At 63.3% G+C, this 22,032-nt stretch carries 18 protein-coding genes and 1 pseudogene; 9 read left to right on the plus strand and 10 right to left on the minus strand.

Going from position 1 to position 22,032, the window contains the following annotated elements:
- Positions 1-105: 105 nt before the first annotated feature.
- Genes CLU85_RS16955 through CLU85_RS16965 form a run of 3 tightly spaced genes read right to left on the minus strand, consistent with a single transcriptional unit; the run spans position 106 to position 2,392 of the window.
- Complete coding sequence (locus CLU85_RS16955; RefSeq protein ID WP_100411290.1) at positions 106-933, minus strand: extracellular solute-binding protein; 828 nt, start codon at positions 931-933, stop codon at positions 106-108.
- Complete coding sequence (locus CLU85_RS16960) at positions 930-1,658, minus strand: phosphate ABC transporter ATP-binding protein (protein WP_100411291.1); 729 nt, start codon at positions 1,656-1,658, stop codon at positions 930-932. Before CLU85_RS16960 ends, CLU85_RS16955 begins: the two co-directional genes overlap by 4 nt.
- A complete protein-coding gene (locus CLU85_RS16965; protein WP_100411292.1) occupies positions 1,655-2,392 on the minus strand; it encodes an ABC transporter permease in 738 nt (245 codons plus the stop codon). Before CLU85_RS16965 ends, CLU85_RS16960 begins: the two co-directional genes overlap by 4 nt.
- Positions 2,393-2,455: 63 nt before the next feature.
- On the opposite strand from CLU85_RS16965, the gene CLU85_RS16970 reads away from it, so the two are divergent.
- The 3 genes from CLU85_RS16970 (at position 2,456) to CLU85_RS16980 (ending at position 6,190) form a co-directional block, all read left to right on the plus strand.
- Positions 2,456-3,583 carry a substrate-binding domain-containing protein gene (locus tag CLU85_RS16970; protein ID WP_100411293.1) on the plus strand — a complete coding sequence of 376 codons (1,128 nt, stop codon included), beginning with the start codon at positions 2,456-2,458 and terminating at the stop codon, positions 3,581-3,583.
- A 181-nt stretch (positions 3,584-3,764) separates the two neighbouring features.
- On the plus strand, positions 3,765-4,385 hold the full coding sequence (locus CLU85_RS16975) for a TRAP transporter small permease subunit (protein WP_100411294.1): 621 nt from the start codon (positions 3,765-3,767) through the stop codon (positions 4,383-4,385).
- 14 nt (positions 4,386-4,399) lie between these two features.
- A complete protein-coding gene (locus CLU85_RS16980; RefSeq protein WP_100411295.1) occupies positions 4,400-6,190 on the plus strand; it encodes a TRAP transporter large permease subunit in 1,791 nt (596 codons plus the stop codon).
- 549 nt (positions 6,191-6,739) lie between these two features.
- Here the strand turns inward: CLU85_RS16980 and CLU85_RS16985 are convergent.
- The 4 genes and pseudogenes from CLU85_RS16985 to xseB form a co-directional block, all read right to left on the minus strand.
- Positions 6,740-7,822, minus strand: coding sequence for a TRAP transporter substrate-binding protein (locus CLU85_RS16985; protein WP_100411296.1), 1,083 nt, complete (start codon positions 7,820-7,822; stop codon positions 6,740-6,742).
- Between the two features lie 257 nt (positions 7,823-8,079).
- A pseudogene (dxs, locus tag CLU85_RS16990) lies at positions 8,080-9,971 on the minus strand (1-deoxy-D-xylulose-5-phosphate synthase).
- A gap of 125 nt (positions 9,972-10,096) precedes the next feature.
- Positions 10,097-11,041, minus strand: a complete 945-nt coding sequence (locus CLU85_RS16995) for a polyprenyl synthetase family protein (RefSeq protein ID WP_100411297.1) — start codon at positions 11,039-11,041, stop codon at positions 10,097-10,099.
- Positions 11,038-11,280 (minus strand): exodeoxyribonuclease VII small subunit, encoded by a 243-nt coding sequence (xseB, locus tag CLU85_RS17000; protein WP_100411298.1) that lies wholly within the window; start codon positions 11,278-11,280, stop codon positions 11,038-11,040. The genes CLU85_RS16995 and xseB overlap by 4 nt, the downstream gene beginning before the upstream one ends.
- 268 nt (positions 11,281-11,548) lie before the next feature.
- Here xseB and CLU85_RS17005 point away from each other — a divergent pair, with 268 nt between their 5' ends.
- The 5 genes from CLU85_RS17005 to flhC all read left to right on the plus strand — a co-directional run bounded on the left by CLU85_RS17005 (position 11,549) and on the right by flhC (position 16,213).
- Positions 11,549-12,679, plus strand: a complete 1,131-nt coding sequence (locus CLU85_RS17005; RefSeq protein WP_100411299.1) for an aromatic ring-hydroxylating dioxygenase subunit alpha — start codon at positions 11,549-11,551, stop codon at positions 12,677-12,679.
- A 262-nt stretch (positions 12,680-12,941) separates the two neighbouring features.
- A complete protein-coding gene (locus CLU85_RS17010; protein ID WP_100411300.1) occupies positions 12,942-13,853 on the plus strand; it encodes a DMT family transporter in 912 nt (303 codons plus the stop codon).
- Positions 13,854-13,943: 90 nt separating this feature from the next.
- A complete protein-coding gene (locus CLU85_RS17015; protein ID WP_100411301.1) occupies positions 13,944-14,846 on the plus strand; it encodes a sulfurtransferase in 903 nt (300 codons plus the stop codon).
- Positions 14,847-15,289: 443 nt separating this feature from the next.
- Positions 15,290-15,616 (plus strand): flagellar transcriptional regulator FlhD, encoded by a 327-nt coding sequence (gene flhD / locus CLU85_RS17020; RefSeq protein WP_008902803.1) that lies wholly within the window; start codon positions 15,290-15,292, stop codon positions 15,614-15,616.
- Positions 15,617-15,661: 45 nt separating this feature from the next.
- Complete coding sequence (flhC, locus tag CLU85_RS17025; RefSeq protein WP_100411302.1) at positions 15,662-16,213, plus strand: flagellar transcriptional regulator FlhC; 552 nt, start codon at positions 15,662-15,664, stop codon at positions 16,211-16,213.
- A 153-nt stretch (positions 16,214-16,366) separates the two neighbouring features.
- Here the strand turns inward: flhC and CLU85_RS17030 are convergent, their stop codons facing one another.
- Together CLU85_RS17030 and CLU85_RS17035 are read right to left on the minus strand one after the other, a co-directional pair.
- A complete protein-coding gene (locus CLU85_RS17030; RefSeq protein ID WP_100411303.1) occupies positions 16,367-16,942 on the minus strand; it encodes a FlgO family outer membrane protein in 576 nt (191 codons plus the stop codon).
- Positions 16,939-17,670: a hypothetical protein gene (locus CLU85_RS17035; RefSeq protein ID WP_232727853.1), complete on the minus strand. Its 732-nt coding sequence runs from the start codon at positions 17,668-17,670 to the stop codon at positions 16,939-16,941. Before CLU85_RS17035 ends, CLU85_RS17030 begins: the two co-directional genes overlap by 4 nt.
- Before the next feature lie 383 nt (positions 17,671-18,053).
- Between CLU85_RS17035 and CLU85_RS17040 the strand changes: the two genes are divergently transcribed.
- Positions 18,054-19,151: an AI-2E family transporter gene (locus tag CLU85_RS17040; protein WP_100412608.1), complete on the plus strand. Its 1,098-nt coding sequence runs from the start codon at positions 18,054-18,056 to the stop codon at positions 19,149-19,151.
- A gap of 23 nt (positions 19,152-19,174) precedes the next feature.
- On the opposite strand, the gene ppc is transcribed toward CLU85_RS17040, so the two are convergent.
- Positions 19,175-21,964, minus strand: a complete 2,790-nt coding sequence (gene ppc / locus CLU85_RS17045; RefSeq protein ID WP_100411305.1) for a phosphoenolpyruvate carboxylase — start codon at positions 21,962-21,964, stop codon at positions 19,175-19,177.
- Between the last annotated feature and the right edge of the window lie 68 nt (positions 21,965-22,032).

Consider the following 22,032-nt stretch of genomic DNA (forward strand, 5'->3'; position numbering starts at 1 on the left):
GCCGCCTAAAAGCTGGCGCGACCCCAACCATGTCACAGTGGAACCGGCTCTGCCGGGCCACCGGTGGTGTCCCCCTCGGGGGATGGCGCGAAGCGACTCAGGGAGTTACTTGCTCGCGTTGGGAAAGAACAGCTGCTCACCGCCGATCTTGTAGCCCGCAATGGCTTGCTGGCCGGCGGGCGACACCACCCAGTCCACAAACTTCTGCGCGTCCTGCGCCTTGACATGGGAATGTTTGGCCGGGTTGACGACCATCACGCCGTACTGGTTGAAGAGCTTGGTGTCGCCCTCGACCAGCACGGCCAGGTCCGCACGGTTCTTGAAGTTGAGCCAGGTGCCCCGGTCGGCCAGCACATAGGCGCCGCTCGATGCCGCGATGTTGAGCGCAGGGCCCATGCCGCAGCCACACTCCTTGTAGCCGCCACCCTTGGCGGCGTCGGCACCCGCGAGCTTCCAGTAGCGCAGCTCGGCCGCGTGGGTGCCGCTCTTGTCTCCGCGCGAGATGAAGTTGCCGTTGGCGGCAGACAGCTTCTGCAGGGCCTGCACGATGTCCTTACCTTTGGTGCCCACCGGGTCGTTCTTGGGGCCAATGAGGATGAAGTCGTTGTACATCACCGGGTAGCGCTTCACGCCCCAGCCATCGGCCACAAACTTTTCTTCGGCCACCTGGTCGTGCACGAACAGCACATCGGCGTCGCCCCGGCGCGCCATGTCCAGCGCCTGCCCGGTGCCCAGGGCCACCACCTTGATATCGAGCCCGCTGACCTTCTTGAACTCGGGCAGCAGGTAGCCAAACAGGCCGGACTGCTCGGTGGAGGTGGTGGATGCCATGGTGATGCTCTGCGCGAACACGGAACCAGATGCTACCAAAACAATAGCTACCAGCGCTTTTGGCACCTGCGCTACCGCGCGAAAAGGCTTGAAACTCGTCATACCAGCTCTCCTTTGACAAACAGACGGGCGGCCTCGGGCAGGGGGCCGTTGAAAAAATCGTTCACGGGCAAGTCCGCCACCAGGCGGCCGTGCTCCATGTAGATGACGCGACTGGCCAGGCGCTTGACCTGACCCAGGTTGTGGCTGCTGAAGACCATCGTCACGGGATGCGCCGGGCCTGCAGCGCCATGGCTGGCAGCAAAGTCGGCCATCAACGTCTCCACCTCGCGTTTGGCGTGGGGGTCGAGGCTGGCGGTGGGCTCGTCCAGCAGCAGCACATCGGGCTTCAGCGCCCATGCACGCGCCAGCGCCACACGCTGCTGCTGGCCGCCCGACAGAGTGCGCGCGTTCTGCGCTGCAATGCCCTGCAGGCCCACCCGCTGCAAGGCCGTCAGGGCCAGCGGGCGCGCATCGCGCCAGCGGGTGCCGCGCAGCCACAGGGCCAGCGCCACGTTGTTCTGAGCACTGGTGCGCAGCATGTGCGGGCGCTGGAACAGCATCGCCTGGCGCAGCGAGGCATTGCACTGCAGGCCGCCCGCATGGGTATCGGCCAGGCCATGCAGCACCCGCAACAAGGTGCTCTTGCCGCTGCCATTAGCGCCCACCAGCGCCACGCGCTCGCCGGGCGTGATGCGCAGCGTGACCTGGTCCAGCGCCTGCACGCGGCCGTAGCGCACCGTCACCTGGCGCAGATCAACCCAGGGGTTTGGCAAAAGCCCGCTCATGCCGCCACCCCCACGGGCGTGCTGGACGCAGAGCCATCCACCCGTTCGCGCCAGCGCCGCACCAAAGCGATCAGTACATTGAGCGCCAGCACCACCGCCAGCAGAATCATGCCCAGCGCCAGCGCCAGCGGCAGGTCGCCCTTGCTGGTCTCCAGCGCAATGGCGGTGGTCATCACGCGCGTGAAGCCATCGATATTGCCGCCCACGATCATCACGGCACCCACCTCAGAGATTGCGCGGCCGAACGAGGCCAGCAGCACCGTGAGCAGCGCATAGCGCTCGTCCCAGGCCAGCAGCAGGCTGCGCAGCAGCGGCCCGGCGCCCATCGACCTCAACTGCTCGCCATGCGCGCGCTCAGCGTCTTCCACCGTCTGGCGCGTGAGTGCAGTGACCACGGGCAACACCAGAATCGCCTGCGCCAGCACCATGGCCTTGAAGCTGAACAGCCAGCCCAGCGAGCCCAGTGGCCCGCTGCGCGAGAGCACCAGGTACACCACCAATCCGACCACCACCGAGGGCACAGCCAGCAAGGTATTGAGCACCGCCAGCACCGCGCCGCGCCCGGCAAAGCGCGCCACGCCGAGCCATGCGCCCAGCACCAGGCCCAGGCCGCAGGCCATCACGCAGGCGGTGGCGCTGACAGACAGAGAGCGGCCCACGATGGTCCAGAGGACGGGGTCGGACGAGAGGGTGAGTTGCAGCGCTGTGCTCGCGCTTTCGGAGAGAGTAGACATGGGCCTTGTGATCGCGTTCGGCTATCGTAGGCACCCAACCAATATCCAGCGATATGAACTCCCGTGCATAGGGTCCAACTTCACTACACACTCAGCCGCGATGCAGGCAATGCGCTGATCCGCAACCCACTGCCCGAGCTGCTGCAGGCCGTGGCCGAGCGCGGCTCCATCTCGGGCGCAGCGCGCGCGCTCCATCTGTCTTACCGCCATGTCTGGGGCGCACTCAAGCGCTGGGAAGACCAGCTCGGCGGCGAACTGATCATCTGGGGCAAGGGCCAGTCGGCCCAGCTCAGCGAGTTCGGCACCAAGCTGCTGTGGGCCGAGCGCCAGGCCCAGGCGCGGCTGGCGCCACAGATCGCCGCGCTGCATGCCGACCTGGAGCGCGCGTTTGCCGTGGCCTTCGACCCCAAGGCCCATGTACTCACCATGTACGCCAGCCACGACGATGCCCTGGTGGCCTTGCGCACACACGCTGCCACGCAGGCCGATGCCGGGGCATTGCATCTGGATATCCGATTCACCGGCAGTGTGGACGCGATCCGCGCGCTGAACGAAGGGCGTTGCACGCTGGCGGGTTTTCACACGGTGGAGCAACCCGCTGCCGACTCGTTGACAGCGCGCACCTACAAACCCCTTTTGCAGCCCGGGCTGCACAAGGTCATCGGCTTTGCCCAGCGCACACAGGGCCTCATCGTGGCGCCGGGTAACCCGCTCGGACTGGGCAGCCTGGCTGACGTAGCCCGCACCGGCGCCCGCTTCGTGAACCGGCCACTGGGCACAGGCACACGCGTGCTGCTCGATGACCTGCTGGCCCAGGCAGGCCTGGACGCCCAGGCCATCCAGGGCTATGCGCTCAATGAACCGTCACACACTGCCGTGGCGCAGGCGGTGGTGGCAGGCGCAGCCGATGTGGGCATGGGTATTGAGGTCGCGGCGCGGGCCCGTGGGCTGGATTTTGTGCCACTGGTGCATGAGCGCTACCACCTGGCCTGCCTCAAAGCCAGCCTGGACCAGCCTGCCACGCAGGCCTTGCGCACTTTGCTGCAAACCCCCGAGTGGCGGGAGCATATGCAGGCGCTGCCCGGCTACGCCCCCCTGCACTGCGGTGAGGTGCTGGCCATGAGCACCGTGCTGCCCTGGTGGCAGTTTGCGCGAAAAAAGCGCACGGCACCGCCTAGGAACAAACCCTAATTGCTACACATTTCATAGCTACAGAATGAGTGTTTGCTGAGGGATAACACCGTCACGCTGCTGTCAGACTCCGCCTACAGTGCTCCGTAGAATCGCGCCGTTGTAAAAGTTTGTCGAGCCTTTGCGTCCACCGGCGCGCGGGCTGGCACGTCGTACGCACAGCCTTTTTATTGGAGACACCATGCAGGCTCTATTGAAGTTATCAAGGGGGATCGACTGGCTTAACACCCAGGTCGGCAAATATGTGGTCTGGCTGATCCTGGCCTCCACCGTCATCAGCGGCGTGAACGCCGTGGTGCGCAAAGCCTTCAATATCAGTTCCAACGGTTTTCTGGAAGTCCAGTGGTACCTGTTTGCCGCTTCGTTCCTGCTGGCCGCTGGCTACACGCTGCTGCAGGGCGAGCACGTCAAGGTGGACGTGATCTCCAGCCGCTTCTCCAAGCGCAACCAGATCTGGATCGACGTGTTTGGCTACATCGTCTTCCTCACGCCCATGTGCCTAGCCGTGCTCTGGTATGGCATTCCCTTTTTCACCCGCGCCCTGGCGTCGGGCGAGATGTCCAACAATGCGGGCGGCTTGATCCGCTGGCCCGTGTACCTGGTGATGCCGCTGGGCTTTGCGCTGCTGTGGCTGCAAGGCATCTCGGAGTTGATCAAGCGCCTGGGTTTCCTGCAGGGCCTGATCGAAGACCCCACCGTCAAGAAAGTCGAGAAGACGGCAGAAGAAGAACTGGCTGAATCCATCCGCAACCTGGCCGAAGCGGCCAAGGGCAACGGCAAGAACAAGACCGAAGCCGTCTGAGCGGAGCACACACCATGGAATTTCTCACCCACAACCTTGCCCCCATCATGTTCGCGGGGCTCATCTGCTTCTTGCTGGTGGGCTTCCCAGTCGCCTTCAGCCTGGGCGCCTGCGGACTGTTCTTCGCCTTCATCGGCATTGAACTGAACGTGCTTCCCGAAGCCCTGCTGCAAGCCGTGCCGCTGCGCATCTTCGGCATCATGCAGAACGACACCCTGCTGGCCATTCCGTTCTTCACGCTCATGGGGCTCATATTGGAGCGAAGCGGAATGGCGGAAGATCTGCTGGACACCATTGGTCAGCTCTTCGGCCCCATCCGTGGTGGCCTGGCACTGGCCGTGATCTTCGTCGGTGCGCTGCTCGCAGCCACCACCGGCGTGGTCGCTGCATCGGTGATCTCGATGGGCCTGATCTCTCTGCCCATCATGCTGCGCTATGGCTATGACCGACGCCTGGCAGCGGGGGTGATTGCCGCCTCCGGCACGCTGGCGCAGATCATTCCACCCTCGTTGGTGCTCATCATCATTGCCGACCAGATGGGTCGCAGCGTTGGCGACATGTACAAGGGCGCTTTTCTGCCGGGATTGATGCTCACCGGGTTTTACGCGCTATACGTCGTCCTGCTGGCCATCTTCAAACCTCAATGGGTGCCTGCCATCCCCCCCGAAGCGCGTACGCTCCGGGGCGACAACGGCAAGAGCGGTGTGCCATCCCTGCTGGTGTTGACCGGCATCTGCGTGGCCGCATCGATCTATGTGGCCAAGAACATGCCCGCCCTGCACACCTGGTGGTCTGGTGAAACCGTGGACAGCGTGGCGCTGGACGAAACCATCGTGGTCTCGATGTGTTTTGGCGTGGCATTGGCCTTCGTCGCTGCGAGCATCAACAAGATCGCCCGCCTGGGCCTGCTCTCCCGTGCAGCCGAGCGTGTGACCTTTGTGCTGATCCCGCCGCTGCTGCTGATTTTCCTGGTGCTGGGCACCATCTTCCTGGGCGTGGCAACCCCCACCGAAGGCGGCGCCATGGGCGCGCTGGGCGCCGGCATCATGGCCATCATCCGTGGTCGGCTCTCCATTTCTTTGCTCAAGCAAGCTGTCACCACCACCACCAAGCTCTCGTGTTTTGTGGTGTTCATCCTGGTGGGTGCGACCATGTTCGGCCTGACGTTCCAGGGCGTGGACGGCCCGCTGTGGGTGGAGCACCTGCTGACCGGCCTGCCCGGTGGCCAGCTGGGGTTCCTGATCGTCGTGAACATCATGGTGTTCTTCCTGGCGTTCTTCCTGGACTTCTTCGAACTGTCCTTCATCGTCGTGCCCCTGCTGGCCCCTGTGGCTCACAAGCTGGGCATCGACCTGATCTGGTTTGGCGTGCTGCTGGCCGTGAACATGCAGACCTCGTTCATGCACCCACCGTTCGGCTTTGCGCTGTTCTACCTGCGCAGCGTGGCTCCGGCGAAGGAGTACATGGACAAGGTCACCAAGAAGATGATTGCGCCCGTGACCACCACCCAGATCTACTGGGGCGCCATTCCCTTCCTGTGCATCCAGTTGCTGATGGTGGGCTTGATCATTGCCTTCCCAGGCATCGTCTCCAACGGCCTGGACAAGACCGAGGTCTATGACCTCGACAAGGTCCGCATGGAAATGGAAGCCACCATGCCCGACGCCGCCGGAGCGCCCGAGGCCACAGACCCTACGGCAGGCATGGAAGGCAGCGGTGCAACGCCCGATGCTGCAGCCCCAGCAGCGACGACAGACGACCCCTTGAAAGCCTTGCAGGACTCGATGGCCAACGAGAAGAAGTGATCGATTGCAAGGGCTGCTGAACGCCGCCCTGCGATACAACCGAAAGCCCTTGCAGATGCGATCTGCAGGGGCTTTTTTCATGGGCAGCGGCGTTCGGTAGCGACGGGCCGTCGCAGCGTTTGTTCGCGCAGACTGACCGCCTGGAACTGCGGCGTACGCGCCTGCCGGGTCCACCGCAGACCTAGCAGCCTATTGGGTGCTGCCTTGACGGGCAAGAGGGCACCTTGAGAGACAAGGCACGCCAAAACCGCATGGCTAAAAGATGCAATGCCCAAAGCACAAAGCACCACAAAGGCCGCACAACGGCCGACCCGAAAGCCATCAAAGGGGCCGTGAGCCACACAACTCCGCGCACAGCCTGCGTGTTCCTCAGAGCACAGGACGCCGCGCCCCGTTCAAAGCCACAGAGAAACACGGGACGAAGCGCCGTGTGGCCAACGGCACCGCCCAAGCTCACCGGCTTGAGGAAGAACACGCGTGCATAAAAAAACCCGCCAGGCAAGCCGGGCGGGTTGATGGTCCAGAGCGGCTTTCGCCGCCTTGTCCTCGTTAGATCTTTTGCGCGGACATGAAGGTGTCGTAGCGCGCTTCAGCAAAGCGGAACCACAGGATCTGGTCGCGCTGGAATGCACGCATGTCGGCGTAGATCTTCTTCCACTCGGGGCTCTTCTTGTCGTTTTCTGCGAACACTTCCATCGAGGCCTTGAACGAAGCGTCCATCACGGCTTGCGAGAATGGCAGCACCTTGGTCTTGGCGGCCACCAGTTGCTTGAGGGCCGTGGGGTTCAGTGCATCGTACTTGGCCAGCATGTCCACGTGCGCCACATTGGTTGCCGCTTCAACGATGGCCTTGTTCTCAGCCGACAGACCGTCGAACGCCTTTTGGTTGACGAAGAAGTCCACTTCAGGACCGCCTTCCCACCAGCCGGGGTAGTAATAGAAAGGAGCGACCTTGTTGAAGCCCAGCTTCTGGTCGTCGTATGGACCCACCCACTCAGCGGCATCCAGCGTGCCCTTTTCGAGGGCTTGGTAGATTTCGCCGCCAGGGATGCTTTGTGGCACAGCGCCCAGCTTCTGCATCACTTCGCCGATCAGGCCGCCGCCCAGGCGCATCTTCATGCCCTTGAAGTCTGCGGGGGACTTGATTTCCTTGCGGAACCAACCACCCATTTGTGTACCCGTGTTGCCACCGGCAAAGCTGAGCATGTTGTAGGCGCTGTAGAACTCGTTCATGAGCTTGCGGCCGTTGCCATGCAGCATCCACGCGTTCATCTGGCGGGCATTGAAGCCAAATGGCACTGCCGAGCCCAGCGCAAACGCGGGGTTCTTGCCGTAGAAGTAATAAGGCACCGTGTGTGCCATTTCCACGGTGCCTTGCTGCACGCCATCCACCACGCCGAAGGGAGGCATCAACTCGCCACCCGCGTGCACGGAGATTTCAAACTTGCCACCCGACATGGCCTTGACAGCCTTGGAGAACACATCAGCGCCGCCAAAAATGGTGTCCAGCGACTTGGGGAAGCTGGAGGCCAGACGCCAGCGAATGGCGGCCTGGGCGTGGACGGCGGGCGCAGCGCCTGCAGCCAGCACACCGGCGATGCCAGCGTGCTTGATGATTGAACGACGATCCATGAGGTTCTCTCCGATATATTGATTGCAAAACTTGGGCAGCACGCGTTGTGCACAGCAAGCCAAGAACTCGTTTCAGCCGAGGGACATTGTAGGAACATGCCCCCCCATACTTTTGCGGGTTTTCCCGCGAAATCGGGGCTCGACCATGCACTCTCAGGGTTCTGCAAGCATCCGCGCGACAACTCAGCAAAAACCAACGCGCACGCCGCGGTGACGCGCTGCCAGGCAGCAGCCTCAAGCCACCTCGTCAATGGCTCTCAGGCTGCGCTTTTTGCCAGAAAACGGGCGGCGATCGACGCACGAATACCCGCCGCATCCAGCCCCTGCAACGACAGCAGTTTGGCAGGATCACCGTGCTCAATGAACACATCGGCCAAGCCCAGTTGCAGCACGGGACGCACGATGCCCATGGCGTTGAGCGCCTCGGTCACTGCGCTTCCTGCGCCACCCATGATGGCGCCCTCTTCGAGCGTGACCAGCGCATCATGGCGCTCAGCCACGTCACGCAGCAGGGCCTCGTCGATGGGTTTGGCCCAGCGCATGTTGACCACGGTGGCATCGAGCGACTCGGCCGCCTGCAGTGCTGGATACAACAAGGTACCAAACGACAGGATGGCAATACGTGGTGCCTTGGTGTCTGTGCCTGTGCGCTCGCGCCGGATCTCGCCCTTGCCCAACGGCAGGCTGTCGAGACCCGCCAGCGGCGCCACGCCAGCACCGCTGCCACGCGGGTAGCGCACCGCCACGGGGTGGTCCTGCTCGAAGGCGCTGCTGAGCAACTGGCGGCATTCACGCTCGTCGGCAGGACATGCCATGCTCATGTTCGGAATGCAGCGCACAAAGGGAATGTCGTAGGCGCCCGCATGGGTCGCACCATCGGCCCCCACCAGCCCAGCGCGGTCCAGCGCAAACACCACGGGCAGGTTCTGCAGGGCCACGTCGTGAATCAGCTGGTCATAGCCACGCTGCAGGAAGGTCGAGTAGATCGCCACCACGGGCTTGACGCCTTCGCAGGCCATGCCGGCAGCGAACGTCACGGCATGCTGCTCGGCGATGCCGACGTCGTAGTAGCGGTCCGGAAAACGCTTTTCGAACTCGACCATGCCCGAGCCTTCACGCATGGCGGGCGTGATGCCCACCAGGCGCTCGTCGTGCGCGGCCATGTCGCACAACCACTGGCCAAACACCTGGGTGAAGGTCTGCTTGGGGGCGTGGCAGGCTTGGTCAGTCCCACGCTGGGGTCGAACTTGCCCGGGCCATGGTAGGCCACGGGGTCGGCCTCGGCCAGCTTGTAGCCCTGGCCCTTCTTGGTGACCACATGCAGGAATTGCGGGCCCTTGAGGCTTTTGATGTTTTCGAGCGTAGGGATCAGCGAATCAAGGTCGTGCCCATCGATAGGCCCGATGTAATTGAAGCCGAACTTCTCGAACAGCGTGGCGGGCACCACCATGCCCTTGGCCTGCTGCTCGAAACGTTTGGCCAGCTCCAGCAGCGGCGGCACGGGGCGCAACACGGTCTTGCCGACGTTCTTGGCGGCGGCGTAGAACTGCCCGCTCATGAGCTGAGCCAGATAGCGGTTGAGCGCTCCCACGGGCGGGCTGATGCTCATGTCGTTGTCGTTGAGCACCACCAGCAGGTTGGCGTCGGCAACGCCCCCGTTGTTGAGCGCCTCGAACGCCATGCCTGCGCTCATGGCACCGTCACCAATAATGGCCACGGCGTGCCGGTTCTCGCCCTTGCGCTTGGCAGCCAAGGCCATGCCCAGGGCCGCCGAGATGCTGGTGCTCGAATGCGCCGTACCGAAGGTGTCGTAAATGCTCTCAGCCCGCTGCGGAAATCCCGAGATGCCGCCCAGCTGACGCAAGGTGTGCATACGGTCACGGCGGCCCGTCAGGATCTTGTGTGGATAGGTCTGGTGGCCCACATCCCACACCAGGCGGTCTTCGGGGGTGTTGAAGACGTGGTGCAGCGCCACAGTCAGCTCCACCGTCCCCAGATTGGAGCTCAGGTGCCCGCCGGTCTGCGAGACGCTTTCGATCACAAACCCGCGCAGCTCGGCGGCCAAGGCCTTGAGGTCTGCCCGCGAGAGCTGGCGCAAATCTGCCGGGTCATTGATGGTCTGCAACAGGGGAAAGGATGTCGTGGACATTTACTATTTTTTTGATAGCTACCAGCGCTTTATATACAAGCGCAAGAGGCCAGTTAGACATTTATTTCATTGCAACGATGCAAGGACTCGGCATGGCGGGGCGAGCGGATCGATCGACACCCCGCTCAAAACGAGCGGCGCACCACCATGTCTGCCAGCGCTGCCAGCGCACGGGTATCGGGCAGGCCACAGCGGCCGAGCGCCGCATGCGCTTCACCCAGGAGCTCCTGGGCGTAGGCCTGAGCCCGCGTGAGGCCCAGCAACGACACATAGGTCGGCTTGTCAGCCGCAGCATCCTTGCCAGCCGTCTTGCCCAGCGTGGCCGAATCGGCCACCACGTCAAGGATGTCATCGACCACCTGGAACGCCAGCCCCATGGCTGCACCGTAGTCAGACAGCGCCTGATACGCAACCCCTGCGGCATGGCCGCACGCGGCACCCATGAGCACGCTGCCCTGCAGCAACGCGCCAGTCTTGAGGCGGTGCATCTGGCGCAACTGGTCTTCCGTCAGCGCCAGGCCCACACTGGCCAGATCGATCGCCTGCCCGCCAGCCATGCCAGCCGAGCCTGCGGCGCGCGCCAGCAGCCGGCACAGGGTCGCCTGGGTGTCGGCCGGGATGTCAGAGCTTTCAGGCGCAAGCAGCTCGAACGCAAACGCCTGCAGGGCATCGCCCGCCAGCAACGCCTGGGCCTCGCCAAACTGCACATGCACCGTGGGTTTGCCACGGCGCAGCACGTCGTTGTCCATGCAGGGCATGTCGTCATGCACCAGCGAGTAGGCGTGGATCAACTCCACCGCACAGGCTGCACGCAGCGCGGCATCGTCAAACACCGCTGCGATGGCCGCACCACTGCGCATGGCCTCGTAAGCCGCCAGCACCAGCAAGGGCCGCAGGCGCTTGCCGCCATCGAGCACGGCGTAGCGCATGGCATCACCCAGCCCGGCGGGAGCACCGTCGCCCACCCATTGCGACAACGCCTGCTCCACACGGGCGAGATGGTTCTGGCTCCACGGTGTGACGTCAAAGGGCTGATTCGAGGAAGATGACAAAGTGGGCACCGCGCTCATTCCTGGGTCCATGGTTGCAGTTGCCCTTCGTCCAGCACCTTGATCTGGTCCTGCACGGCATCCAGCCGCTGGCGGCAGAACGCCAGCAGCGTAGCGCCCCGCTGATAGCCCGCCAGCATCTGGTCCAGCGGCAACTGGCCAGATTCAATGCGGGCCACGAGTTGCTCCAGCTCTTCCAACGCCGCCTCGTAGCTGGCGGGTTCGGCAACGGGAGCAGATTTTGCGGAGGCCTTTGGCATGGAGGGGGCAGCAGAGCGTGGGTGAAAAACCGGTGATTTTAGGCGCTCCGGTAAGCCGCGGGTGTCAGACGCCGCCCGATCCGTAACATCTCCTATTTGTGGAACCGATGTTTTCAATACACGTATCTGGGATGCGGGAATAACCCCACCGCCTATAATCCCATTCCTCTCGGGCCGGCTAGTCACCTCTAGCCGGTTTCTTTTTTCTGGATGCGCTCCGGCGCACCTCCCGCACTTCCCTGTGGGGAGTCTTTAGGTCAGGTCACCCATGTCTGATTTAAGTCTTCAACTGCAGCAGGCTGCAAGCCAACTACCAGTTTCAAGCTACTTTGACGATGCGCTGTTCCAGCGCGAGCTGGACACCATCTTCCAGCGCGGGCCCCGTTATGTGGGGCACCAACTGTCCGTGCCGAACATCGGCGACTACTACGCCCTGCCCCAGGAGGGCGAGGGCCGCGCGCTGGTGCGCAACGCCCAGGGCGGCATCGAACTCGTCTCCAACGTGTGCCGCCACCGCCAGGCGGTCATGCTCAAGGGCAAGGGCTCGTTGCACACACAGCAAAAGGGCAGCGCGGGCGGCAACATCGTGTGCCCCCTGCACCGCTGGACCTACAACCCCCAAGGTGAATTGCTGGGTGCGCCGCACTTTGCGCACGACCCTTGCCTGAACCTGAACAATTACAAGCTTCGTGAGTGGAACGGGCTGCTGTTTGAAGACAACGGCTATGACGTAGCCGCTGACCTGGCCCAGATGGGCCCGCGCGCCGACCTCGATTTCGGCGGCTACGTGCTGGACCACGTGGAATTGCACGAGTGCAACTACAACTGGAAGACCTTCATCGAGGTCTATCTGGAGGACTACCACGTGGGCCCGTTCCACCCAGGCCTGGGCAGCTTTGTCACTTGCGATGATCTGCGCTGGGAGTTTGGCAAGAACTACTCGGTACAGACCGTGGGTGTGGCCAACCGCCTGGGCAAGGCCGGCAGCCCCGTGTACGAGCGCTGGCATGAAGCGCTGCTCGCGTTCCGTGGCGGCAAGCCACCGGAGCACGGCGCCATCTGGCTCACGCTGTACCCGCACATCATGGTCGAGTGGTACCCGCACGTGCTTACCGTATCGACGCTGCACCCCGTCAGCCCCACCAAGACGCTGAACATGGTGGAGTTTTACTACCCCGAAGAGATTGCAGCGTTTGAGCGCGAATTTGTGGAGGCGCAAAAAGCTGCCTACATGGAAACCTGCATCGAAGACGACGAGATCGGTGAGCGCATGGATGCGGGCCGCAAGGCACTTCTCACCCGTGGCGACAACGAAGTAGGCCCCTACCAAAGCCCGATGGAAGATGGCATGCAGCACTTCCACGAGTGGTACCGCGACAAAATGGGAAGCCCCCCCTGAGTCGCTTCGCGCTGTCCCCCCGAGGGACGCCCCCAGCGCGGTGGGGCGGCCCTTGCGCGGGGGCGCTGGCCTGGGTCGCGCCAGTTTTTCAAAACCCCGACCTGCGCATGGCGCCGTCGGTCAGTGAACACTCGAACAGCAAGGTAAACGCCGGCGATTCGTGACGATTGCCCGGAATGCTCTTATTACAATAGCTGCCACCGCTAGACCATCAAGCGCTAGCAGCTATTTTTACTTTCAGCCCTACCCTTATAAGTCTTCCATGCAAGCCCTCTGGATGGTGTTGGCCGCATTCCTCTTTGCGAGCATGGGCGTATGCGTCAAGATCGCATCGAACTTCTTCAACTCGGCCGAGCTGGTCTGCTATCGGGGCCTCATCGGCATGCTCATCCTGTGGCTGCTGGCACGCTCGCAAAAGGTGACGCTGGCGACGCAATACCCCGGCATGCACGCCTGGCGCAGCCTGGTGGGCGTGACATCGCTCGGTGCCTGGTTCTTTGCCATTGCCCACCTGCCCCTGGCCACGGCCATGACGCTCAACTACATGAGCAGCGTGTGGATCGCCGCCTTCCTGATAGGAGGCACCCTGCTGGCCTGGCGCCCCTCGCCGACCACGCCGCGCCCGACGCTGCAGGGCCCACTGATACTGACCGTGCTGGTTGGTTTTGTGGGCGTGGTGCTGATGCTGCGCCCCAGCCTGGACCAAAACCAGGCCTTTGCCGGAATGATCGGCCTGATGTCCGGTCTGACCGCCGCATTTGCCTACATGCAGGTGGTGGCGCTGTCGCGCCTGGGTGAACCCGAGTCGCGCACCGTCTTTTACTTCGCCGTGGGCTCGGCGGTGGCGGGTGGCGTGGCCATGCTGTTCACCGGGATGTCAGCCTGGCCGGGCTGGCAGGCGCTGTGGCTGCTTCCCATTGGCGTTCTGGCCGCAGGCGGCCAGTTGTGCATGACCAAGGCCTATGCCAGCGCCAAAACCCAGCGCGGAACACTGGTGGTGGCCAACCTGCAGTATTCGGGCATTGTGTTTGCCGCCGTCTACAGCGTGCTGCTGTTTGGCGACCAGATTCCACCCATCGGCTGGCTCGGTATGGCACTCATCGTGGGCAGTGGCATTGTGGCCACCATCTTGCGGGCCCGCGCGGCCCCCGGCACCCCCGCCGAAGAACACTGACGGATACGAAGTGACAAGGACACCGTGCACCGAGATGGCCACAATGGAGCACCTTCCGACACCCCCCGTCACTTTGCACAGCCCCTGCCGATGACCACTTACACCACCCTCATCTCCGCCCCCGACCTGCAATCCCTGATCGCCAGTGGCGCGCCGCTGATGGTGTTTGACTGCAGCTTCGACCTGACGCAATCCACTGCTGGCGCGCAGCAGTACGCGCAGGCCCATATCCCAGGCGCCGTCTACGCCGACCTGAACAAGGACCTGAGCGCCAAACACGGCGCACCAGGCGCCACCGGCACGCTCACAGCACAAGAGGCCGACCAACCCGCATCGGGCGGGCGCCACCCGTTGCCCAGCCGCGAACGTTTTGCCATGTGGCTGTCCAGCGTGGGTTTTGCCAACGGCATGCAGGCCGTGGTGTACGACCGCCAGGGTGCCAACTACTGTGGACGGCTTTGGTGGATGCTCAAGTGGGCGGGCCATGACGCGGTGGCCGCACTCGACGGTGGGCTGCAAGCCTGGCAGGCCACCGCAGGTGCGGTGAACAGTGGCGAAGAGCCCGCGCACTTCCAGTCCAACTTTCAGCTGGGCGCCCCCCTGCGCCAGCTGGCCACCGCCAGCGACGTGCTTGCACGCCTGCAGCAACCTGCCCAGACCGTGATCGACGCCCGCGCAGGCGCCCGTTACCGGGGCGAGGTCGAGCCGCTGGACCCTGTGGCGGGCCACATCCCTGGCGCCCTGAACCGCCCATTTGTTGAAAACATCGGCGCTGACGGCCGTTTCAAGCCTGCGACCGTGCTGCGCGCAGAGTTCGATGCCCTGCTCGCGGGCCGCGACCCCGCTACGGTCGTGCACCAATGCGGAAGCGGTGTGAGTGCGGTGCCCAATCTGCTGGCGATGGAAGTTGCGGGCCTGGGCCACACCGCCCTGTTTGCGGGCAGCTGGAGCGAATGGTGCTCAGACCCCGCTCGTCCCGTCGAAAAAGGCTAAGCGCTGGTCACACCGCTCCACTGGCGCCATTGCTTCGTTCTTGCTTCCTGCGCCCCGGAACGCCTGCAACGCAGCCCTTGGCCAAACCCGCTGGGTTACGGGTTTTTCCCCCCGCGAAAGAGCCCGGGCCGATCAATACCGACGGCGGGGGTTGTAAAAGCACAAAAAAGATGGTTTCGAAGGCGCTATCAAAACCATGAGCAGAATCCGTGGCGCCGTGCCTGTCGCGACAGCACGCACAACCCAATGGAATGCCGGACGGAGCCTGCTCGGCTTGTAAGGCAAATTCCTACAAGCACCACCCCAAAACCAGACACGCGGCACAGCCAAACCCCGACTTAATTTCTGATTGGGCCGGTTTCACAATCCATTTCAACGGATCACGCAAAACCTGCAACCAGCAGACAACGCGGGATCCGGGAACTGGAACAAAGGAAGCCGCCATGACCAACGAACAACTCCTCGCCGAAATCCGCGAAGCCAACCTCACGTACCTGATGTTGGCTCAGACCCTGATTCGCCAGGACAAGGCCGAAGCGGTTTTCCGTCTGGGCATGAATGAGGAATCTGCCGATATTCTTGCATCGCTGTCCGCAGCACAAGTGATGAAACTGGCGTCCAGAAACACGCTTCTTTGCAGCTTCCGTGTGGACGACAACCTGGTGTGGAGCTTGCTGACCAATCACTCGGCCAAGAAGGTGGGCAACGAAGCCACCAACACCCTGCACGCCAACATCCTGATGGCCAGCCGCGTGTCGGAAGTGCTCTGAAGCAATCGCGCCACCCCGTTTCCACGTCGCCTCCGAAAGCCTGCCATGTCCACACCCGCCAAAGCCCCCGTCAAGAGCGTTCTCAACGAATCCAAGCAGATCGAACGCGCTGCCATGCTGATCCAGATGGGCGCCCGCATGCAGGTGCTGGAGTCGGAAACCACGCTGTCGTACGAACGCCTGATCCGCCTGTACAAAGAAATCGCGGGCAAGTCACCGTCCAAGGGGCAGTTGCCGTTCTCCACCGACTGGTTTCTCACTTGGCAAGAAAACATCCACAGCTCGTTGTTCCTGAATATTTACGAGTACCTGTCCAAGGGCGTGGACCTGGATTCGGTGGAACTGCTGACCAAGGCCTACCGCCTGTACAACGAACAGGTCGCCACGGCGGAAATTGAACCCCTGCTCTCATTCACCCGCGCATGGCGCCTGGTGAAGTTTGTGGACGCCGGTATGCTGACCCGCACCAAGTGCAGCCAGTGCAGCGGCCAGTTTGTGACAGAGCTGTACGAAAACCGTCACTTCACTTGCGGCCTGTGCAACCCGCCCGCACGCGCAGGCAAGAGCAAGACAGCAGGCGCGCTGATGCTGCATTGATGCATTGGCGCAATTTCAGCCTAAAGCGGTGAATGCGCCCTCCCTGCCTGCCTCGATAGCTATAAATTAAATAGCAAACAAAAAAGCCCCGAACGGGGCTTTTTTGCGGCCCGCCGCTTGGGGCAGCAGCTTGCTGGAAAACCGCACGGTCCGTCAGCGCCCCACCAGCAGGGTGCGCACGTTCTCGTCCACGGGCACTGCATAGTTGTGCGCCGCCACCACGTTGTTGCCCGCCGGGGTCACCAACTTCAGGCTGATATACAGCATGGACGCAGACACGGCGTAAGTCCCCACCACCACGGCCTGCGCGTTTTGGGCCTGAATGACCTCGCGCACCTCGCGAGACAACAGCAATTCACCCTGATCACGATGCAACACCAGGTTCTCACGCAATTTGACCTCCGTCACTCGAAGGCCCCGCTGCACCATGCGCCCCGCAATCTGCTCCGAAAAAATACGGCCCAGGCGCGACGATTCGTTCAGACGATCTATGTTGACCAGGGTCGCCACCAACACTGGCTGGCTTGCGTCCAGCGGAGCATTGAGCAGCAACGCGTCGGTGGCACGGTCATTGACCTCGATAAGGTCAGAGCGTGATACACCACCTGCGCCCGCTCGATCGCCGTAGTAGTAGCCGTTGATCGCGTTGGCGCAGCCTTGCACACCCATAGCCACTGGCACGGCCACCAGGCACAGAGCAAAGTGCATTCCCCAGGAACGGCGCTTCATGGCGCAACCACCCGCCAGGCTTTGACGGGTGCTGGGGGCGGCACAGGGAGCGCCGCGGGGGGCGCTTGCATCTTGTAGAGCACGGAGTCGTCCTGCTCGATGTAGTACACATCGGCCGTGCTCGCCAGATAGCGATCACCACTCTCCAGCGACGTTGTGATGAGCACCTCGGTGCGCGTGGGGCCTCCAGCCGCAGGCCCGTCGATAGCGTACTGCGTCAGATCGCTCACAGCCCCCAGCGCGGTCACGCCTGCCAGCATGGATCTGACACCCTGGCGAAAGAGGTACCAGTCGCGAGCCACTCCCACACCCAGAGCCAAACGTGTCCATGGCATGGGTCCCGTGTTGCTCACGCGGGCCTGGTGTTGCACAAGCTGAGTTTCGAAGGTGAGCGTGACTGCGGTGGGCTGCCTGGACAGTGTCACACCCCGGTCCAACAGGCGAGCGATCAGCAACTTGCGGAATCCGTTGTTGAAACTCGTGTCGCCCGACACTGGTTCAAGATAGAGGGGGTACTCGCCAGCCGGCCATGCACTGATCTTGCCCACGATGCGGCTGGCCACATCATCGGCCAGCACATCCCAGTGGTGCACCGCACGGGCCTTCTTCTGGTCACTCGCAGGATAGTTGTCGGCCCGCGGCACATCGAGCGATGAGCAGCCGCCCAGCAGCGACAGCACTACCGCCACAGCCAGGGGCCGCAAGGAAGGGGAACGTTGAGATTTCATGCGCACACGCCCCTTGTCATATTGTGATGCCGTCCAATTGCATCGCACCATCCTAATGGCGGAGACAAGACACCATCACGCGAATAGCGCGGCTTTTGCGTGGCTCTTCGGCCACGCGGCCCCTCTGAGGATGGTCGCCTACAGAGGCGCTCCAGCAGCTGCCGCACAATCCGCCCATGACAGAGACCTCCGCCGCACCGCAGCAACCCGCCCCCACAACCACGACCCTGCCCGAGCAGGAAAGCCTGACAGCGCGTGCCGAAGACCTGCCCGTACCCACCGCAGATCAGACCAGCGCAGAGAACAACCTGGCGCAGTCGCATTCCGTTGCAGGGTCGGCTGCGCCGACCCCGGGCAGCGATGCGCCGCTCGCCACCCCCCTCATGCTCCACATGCCCGTGGACGTGCGCAACCTGTCTCTGGCACTGCTGGCACTGTTTGCCAGCGTGGCCCTGCTGCACTGGGCCAGTGCCGTGTTCATTCCCGTCATGCTGAGCCTGTTGCTCACCACAGCGCTGCGACCGGCGGTAGAAATGTTGCGGCGCTGGCATGTGCCTCGCTGGCTGGGCGCGGGTGTTTTGCTGATCGCCATGGTTTCGGGACTGGCCAGCGCCGCCTGGTCGCTCAGTGACGGAGCGGCCCAATTGGTGGACTCGTTGCCTGTGGCGGCCAAGAAGGTTCGCGACAACATCAAAGCCCGCGCGAGCGGGAACAGCCCCCTCGACACCATGCAACAGGCTGCGACCCAGATCGAGCAGGCAGCCAACGAGAACAGCACAGGCACGACCGTGCCGCGCCGGGGGGTGCAGCGGGTCATCGTCGAACGCCCACCGTTCAATATCCGCGACTATCTCTGGAGCGGCACCATGGGTCTTATGTCGGCCCTGGGACAACTGATGGTGGTGGTGTTTCTGACCTTTTTTGCATTGGCATCGGGCAACCTGTTTCGGACCAAGCTGCTGCGCATTGCAGGCACCAGCCTGGAGCGGCGGAAGGTCACCATCCACGTGCTGGAAGACATCACCCATCAGATACAGCGCTACTTGCTGCTGCAGGTGTTCACCAGCGTTTTGGTGGGCCTGGCAACCGGCACTGCCTACTGGGCACTGGGGCTGGAGAATGCTGCCGTCTGGGGCGTGGTGGCTGCCGTGCTCAACCTCGCGCCCTACATCGGCTCAGCCCTGGTCACGGGGGCGTCAGCCTTGGTGGCATTTTTGCAGTTCGGCACGCTGGACATGGCCCTCGCCATCGGTGGTGCGTCACTGGTCATTCACACCTTGATTGGCAACCTGCTCACCCCCTGGCTCACCAGCCGCACCAGCAGCATGAGCCCCGTGGCCGTGTTCATCAGTGTCCTGGCGTGGGGCTGGCTGTGGGGCCTGTGGGGCCTGCTGCTGGGCATCCCGGTCATGATGGCCGTGAAAGCCGTGTGTGACCGGGTGGAGGATTTGAAGGCAGTGGGGGAGTTGCTAGGAGACTGAACGCCTCCCAGACCCACCCAGCGTCAACCTGTGTTGCGCAGCCCCGCTGCGATCCCGTTGATAGAGATGTGAATCCCCGTCTGCACCCGTTCATCGCTCTGCCCGGCGCGCCAGCGGCGTACCAACTCCACCTGCAAGTGGTGCAGTGGGTCGATGTACGGGAAGCGGTGTTTGATGGAGCGCGCCAGCGCCGTGTTGTGCGTCAGACGCTGCTTGTCGCCGGTGATGCGCGTCAGCGCATCGGCCGTGCGGTGCCATTCGGCCTCGATGCTGGTGAACACCTTTTTGCGCAAACGGGCATCGGTGACCAACTCGCTGTAGCGTGAGGCCAGGGCCAGGTCGCTTTTGGCCAGCACCATGTCCATGTTGGACAGCAGGGTGCGAAAGAACGGCCACTGGCGGTACATCTTTTGCAGCAGGGCCAACTGGCTCTTGGGGTCTTTGCCTTCCAGGTTCACAAAGGCCTCAACGGCCGAGCCAAAACCGTACCAGCCGGGCAGCGTGAGGCGGCACTGGCCCCAACTGAAGCCCCAGGGGATGGCGCGCAGGTCTTCGATCTTCTGGCTGGCCTTGCGGCTGGCGGGGCGCGAGCCGATGTTCAGCTCGGCGATCTCGCGGATGGGGGTGGAGTTGAAGAAATACTCGGTAAAGCCAGGGGTTTCGTAGACCAGCGCGCGGTAGCTGCCCATGCTGGCCAGCGAGAGCTGCGCGGCAGCATCCAGAAAAGCCTTGGTCGCTGGCTTGGTGGGCTGCAGCAGCGTGGCTTCGAGCGTGGCAGCCACCAGGGTTTCGAGGTTGCGGCGGCCGATCTCGGGGTTGGCGTATTTGGAGGCGATGACTTCGCCCTGCTCCGTCAGGCGGATCTGCCCGCGCACGGTGCCGGGGGGCTGGGCCAGGATGGCCTGGTAGCTGGGGCCACCGCCCCGGCCCACCGTGCCGCCCCGGCCGTGGAACATGCGCAGCTGGATGCCGTGGCTGGTGGCCAGTTCGTCGAACAGATCCACCAGCGCGATCTCGGCGCGGTACAGCTCCCAGTTGCTGGTGAAGATGCCGCCGTCCTTGTTGCTGTCGCTGTAGCCGAGCATGATGTCCTGCTCACCCCCGCTGCGCTGCACCAGCGCGGCCACACCGGGCAGCGCATAGAACTCGCGCATGATGGGCGCGGCATTGCGCAGGTCTTCAATGGTTTCAAACAGCGGCACCACGATGAGGTGGTTCTTGGACTCCACGTCCAGGGTACCGTTCATCAGGCCCACTTCCTTTTGCAGCAGCAGCACTTCGAGCAAGTCGCTCACCGTTTCGGTGTGGCTGATGATGTAGTGGCGGATGGCTTCATGGCCGAAGCGCTCGCGCATGACCCGGGCCGTTTCAAAGATGGCCAGCTCGCCCTGGGCGTGGGCCGAATACTCGGCGCCCACCACACGCAGCGGGCGCGCGTCGTTGAGCAGCTTGATGAGCAGCGCGCGTTTGGCAGCCTCCTGAAGGCTGGCATAGTTCGGCTCGATGCGGGCTGCAGCCAGCAACTCGGCCACCACTTCTTCGTGTTTGTCGGAGCTTTGGCGCAGATCCACCGTGGCCAGGTGAAAACCAAACACCTGCACGGCACGAATCAGCGGATGCAGGCGCTCGGCGGCCAGAGACTGGCCATGGTGCGACTTGAGGGACGCTTCGATCACCCGCAGGTCGGCCAAAAACTCTTCGGGGCTGGCGTATGCGTTTTGTGGTGCCACAGCGTGGCGCGCGGCTTCGCCACCCGTCAGGTCCTTGAGCGAAGCGGCCAGGCGGGCATAAATACCGGTGAGCGCACGGCGGTAGGGCTCGTCGACGCGGTGTTCATTGGTGTCGGGTGAGCGCAGGGCCAGCGCCTCCATCTCGGCAGACACCTGCACCAGGCGCGCCGACAGCGACAGCTCGCCGCCCAGGTAGTGCACCTCCGTCAGGTAGTGGCGCAGGGCCACCTCGGCCTGGCGGCCCAGGGCGTATTGCAGGGTCTGTGCGGTGACATTGGGGTTGCCGTCGCGGTCGCCACCAATCCATTGGCCCATGCGCAGAAAGCTGTGCACGGGGTACTGGCCCAGTTCGTTCTCCAGATCGGCGTAGATCTTGGGGATCTCGCGCAGAAAGGTGGCTTCGTAATAAGAGAGGGCGTTCTCGATCTCGTCGGCCACGGTGAGCTTGCTATAGCGCAGCAGGCGTGTTTGCCACAACTGGGCCACACGGGCGCGCAGCAGGGCCTCGTTGGCGGCCAGCTCGCGCGGCGTGAGCGCGTCTTTGGCGCTGTTGTAGAGCTGGGCCCGCACCTGAATGTCGTCGCGCACGGCCAGCAGCTGGGCGATGTCGCGCTCGGCGTCCAGAATGCTCTTGCGCTGCACTTCGGTGGGGTGGGCCGTGAGCACAGGGGCCACGTAGCTGCCCGCCAGCGTCTGCGAAATCGTCTTGGGCGCAATGCCCGCCCAGCGCAGGCGCGACAGGGCCACCTCGATGCTGCCCTCTTGCGTGTCGCCCGCGCGCTCGTGCACGGCGCGGCGACGGATGTGGTGGCGGTCTTCGGCCAGGTTGGCCAGGTGGCTGAAATAGGTAAAGGCGCGGATCACGCTCACCGTCTGGTCGCCAGACAGCGACTTGAGCAGCTTCTTGAGCGCACGGTCGGCCTCCTGGTCGGCGTCGCGCCGGAAGGCCACAGAGAGCTTGCGCACCTGCTCAACGAGTTCGTAGGCGTCCACCCCTTCCTGCTCACGAATCACATCACCCAGAATGCGCCCCAGCAGGCGGATGTCGTCAATCAGGGGCTGGTCCTTGTCGGATCGTTTCATGCAGGTGTCTCCGGAATGGATGGGGTGGCCCGGCGCCGCGTGCCTGCACGACCGCAGGCTGCACCAGC

This window comes from Acidovorax sp. 69 (genome assembly GCF_002797445.1).
Classification (GTDB): Bacteria; Pseudomonadota; Gammaproteobacteria; order Burkholderiales; family Burkholderiaceae_C; genus Acidovorax.

Bases quoted from the DNA above. Each gene is read 5' to 3' on its own strand.
- CLU85_RS16955 (WP_100411290.1), bottom strand. From the start codon at position 933: ATGACGAGTTTCAAGCCTTTTCGCGCGGTAGCGCAGGTGCCAAAAGCG.
- CLU85_RS16960 (WP_100411291.1), bottom strand. From the start codon at position 1,658: ATGAGCGGGCTTTTGCCAAACCCCTGGGTTGATCTGCGCCAGGTGACG.
- CLU85_RS16965 (WP_100411292.1), bottom strand. From the start codon at position 2,392: ATGTCTACTCTCTCCGAAAGCGCGAGCACAGCGCTGCAACTCACCCTC.
- CLU85_RS16975 (WP_100411294.1), top strand. From the start codon at position 3,765: ATGCAGGCTCTATTGAAGTTATCAAGGGGGATCGACTGGCTTAACACC.
- CLU85_RS16980 (WP_100411295.1), top strand. From the start codon at position 4,400: ATGGAATTTCTCACCCACAACCTTGCCCCCATCATGTTCGCGGGGCTC.
- CLU85_RS16985 (WP_100411296.1), bottom strand. From the start codon at position 7,822: ATGGATCGTCGTTCAATCATCAAGCACGCTGGCATCGCCGGTGTGCTG.
- CLU85_RS16995 (WP_100411297.1), bottom strand. From the start codon at position 11,041: ATGAGCGCGGTGCCCACTTTGTCATCTTCCTCGAATCAGCCCTTTGAC.
- xseB (WP_100411298.1), bottom strand. From the start codon at position 11,280: ATGCCAAAGGCCTCCGCAAAATCTGCTCCCGTTGCCGAACCCGCCAGC.
- CLU85_RS17005 (WP_100411299.1), top strand. From the start codon at position 11,549: ATGTCTGATTTAAGTCTTCAACTGCAGCAGGCTGCAAGCCAACTACCA.
- CLU85_RS17010 (WP_100411300.1), top strand. From the start codon at position 12,942: ATGCAAGCCCTCTGGATGGTGTTGGCCGCATTCCTCTTTGCGAGCATG.
- CLU85_RS17015 (WP_100411301.1), top strand. From the start codon at position 13,944: ATGACCACTTACACCACCCTCATCTCCGCCCCCGACCTGCAATCCCTG.
- flhD (WP_008902803.1), top strand. From the start codon at position 15,290: ATGACCAACGAACAACTCCTCGCCGAAATCCGCGAAGCCAACCTCACG.
- flhC (WP_100411302.1), top strand. From the start codon at position 15,662: ATGTCCACACCCGCCAAAGCCCCCGTCAAGAGCGTTCTCAACGAATCC.
- CLU85_RS17030 (WP_100411303.1), bottom strand. From the start codon at position 16,942: ATGAAGCGCCGTTCCTGGGGAATGCACTTTGCTCTGTGCCTGGTGGCC.
- CLU85_RS17035 (WP_232727853.1), bottom strand. From the start codon at position 17,670: ATGAAATCTCAACGTTCCCCTTCCTTGCGGCCCCTGGCTGTGGCGGTA.
- CLU85_RS17040 (WP_100412608.1), top strand. From the start codon at position 18,054: ATGCTCCACATGCCCGTGGACGTGCGCAACCTGTCTCTGGCACTGCTG.
- ppc (WP_100411305.1), bottom strand. From the start codon at position 21,964: ATGAAACGATCCGACAAGGACCAGCCCCTGATTGACGACATCCGCCTG.